This is a genomic window from Corynebacterium sp., assembly GCF_012837295.1.
Classification (GTDB): domain Bacteria; phylum Actinomycetota; class Actinomycetes; order Mycobacteriales; family Mycobacteriaceae; genus Corynebacterium.
Genome location: NZ_DURI01000183.1, coordinates 1 through 2,045, shown reverse-complemented (window position 1 = coordinate 2,045; position 2,045 = coordinate 1). Strand labels below are relative to the sequence as shown.

General features: G+C 73.8%; 3 protein-coding genes. All 3 read left to right on the top strand.

Annotated elements, in window-relative coordinates; genetic code table 11:
- A partial coding sequence (locus GX015_RS06225; RefSeq protein WP_291343653.1) for a D-alanyl-D-alanine carboxypeptidase occupies positions 1–279 on the top strand: 279 nt, incomplete at its 5' end.
- 96 nt (positions 280–375) lie between these two features.
- A complete protein-coding gene (locus tag GX015_RS06220; protein ID WP_291343652.1) occupies positions 376–1,662 on the top strand; it encodes an amidase in 1,287 nt (428 codons plus the stop codon).
- A 40-nt stretch (positions 1,663–1,702) separates the two neighbouring features.
- The coding region (locus GX015_RS06215) for an ATP-binding protein (protein ID WP_291343651.1) at positions 1,703–2,045 on the top strand (343 nt) is incomplete at its 3' end.

Genomic DNA, 2,045 nt, shown 5'->3' with positions numbered 1-2,045 from the left:
GACGGCCGCGACCTGGCCGTGGAACTGCGCCCGCTGCTCGACTCGATGCCGGTCGGCGGCGTCTCCGGGACGCTCGCCGGCCGCTACGGCGGTTCCGGCGGCGCCGGCTGGGTCCGCGCCAAGACCGGCACCCTCGACGGCACCTCCGCGCTGGCCGGCTACACGACGACCAAGGGCGGCGACGTGCTCACCTTCGTCCTGCTCTCCAACGACGCGTCGCTGCTGCCCGCCCGCGCGGCCGCCGACGCCACCGCCGCGAAGCTCCGCGACCTCTCTTGATCGGGCGCCGCCTGATCTGCGCGCATCCGTCGAAAAGCAATCGGCGGGGAAACGATCTGGTCTACGGTGGCCCTAAACGCCGATAGCCCAGGAGAGATGATGGACCAGATCCAGCCGCTGACCCAGCCCACCGTCCGGGACATCGCCGCGCGGGTGCGCGGCGGGCGGATGACGCCGGAGGAGGCCGTGCGCGACTCCCTCGACCGGATCGCGGCGGCCGACGGGGTCGTCAACGCGTTCGTCGAGGTGTGGGCGGACCGTGCGATCTCGCAGGCCCGCGAGCTGGGCGCGCGTTCCGATCTGTCGGACCTCGGCCTGGCGGGCGTGCCCTTCGCGCTGAAGCAGAACACGTCGCGGGACAACCCGATCGTCCGGCGTCTGGAGGAGGCCGGCGCGATCTCCGTGGGCACGACGGCGAACCCGCAGTTCTGCACGTGGGGCACCACCGACGTGCCGGGCCGCATCACGCGCAACCCCGTCCGCCCGGGCCGCACGCCCGGCGGGTCTTCCGGCGGCGCCGCGGCGGCCGTGGCGGCGGGCATGGTGCCGTTCGCGCAGGGCAACGACGGCATGGGCTCGCTGCGCATCCCCTCGGCGGCGTGCAACCTGTCCACGATCAAGGCCACGCCCGGCATCGTCCCCGGGCACTGCGGCGGCAACGATTGGTACGGCATGGCTGTGCAGGGCGTCATCGCGCAGGACAACGACGATCTGACGCTGCTCATGCGCGAGCTCACCCGCGGCCACGTCGACGCGGTCGACGCCCCGCTGCCCGCCGATTTCGGCGCCGTGCTCGACCTGTCGTCGCCGGTGGCGGGCTTCGGCGCGAAGCCGGAGTGGAAGGAAGCCGCGCGACAGGCGGCGCGGACGCTGTCCGACGCCGGGCTGCCGGTGCGCGAGGAGAAGGCCCCGTACCCGCTCAACCCGCTGCCGATGCTCGCGCGCTGGACCGCCAGCGTCGCCGATTCGCTGCGCGACGAAGGCCTGCCCGACCACCTCGAGTGGCGCAATCGCGTCCATGCGCGCATCGGCCGGTCTCTGCGCTGGTCGATCTCCGACCGGCAGGTCATCCGCGCCCGGTCGAAGATGGAGAAGTTCCTGCCCGGGGACAACGTCCTGATCACCCCGGCCCTGGCCACCGAGCCGCCGACGGACGGACCGTGGAACTCGCGCCCGTGGGCGGTGAACATGGCGTCGAACATGCGCTACGCCCCCTTCGTGTCGGTGTGGAACCTGCTGGGCTTCCCGGCGGGCGTCGTCGTCGAGCCGGTGTCGGGCATGCCGGTACAGGTCGTCGCGCGGCTGACGCAGGAGAGGGTGCTGCTCACGGCGATGGACCGCATCGCCAAGGGCGGCGTCGGCGTCGGCGAGATCGGCGCCTAGCGGGACCGGCCGATCCGGTCCCTGCGTTAGCCTGTTGCGCATGACCGACGCCCCGTTCTGGCCCCGCCGCAGCCCCGCGTTCCTGCGGGCGCGCCGGGCCGTGCGGGGCATGCTCGACGACGGCCCGCGTTCCCCGCAAGCGCCCGCCGCCGGAGTCGTCGTCGGGTTGTCGGGAGGAGCGGATTCGCTGGCTTTGACCGCGGCGTGCGCCGCGGAGTTTCCGGGTGGCGTGCATGCCGTCGTCGTCGACCACGGGCTCCAGGAAGGTTCCGCGGAGGTGGCCGAGCGCGCGGCGGCGCAGGCCCGCGGGTTCGGCACGTCCGCCGAGGTCATCCGCGTCGACGTGCCCGGCGGCGCCGGGGGCGCGGGGGAGGGGCCCGAGG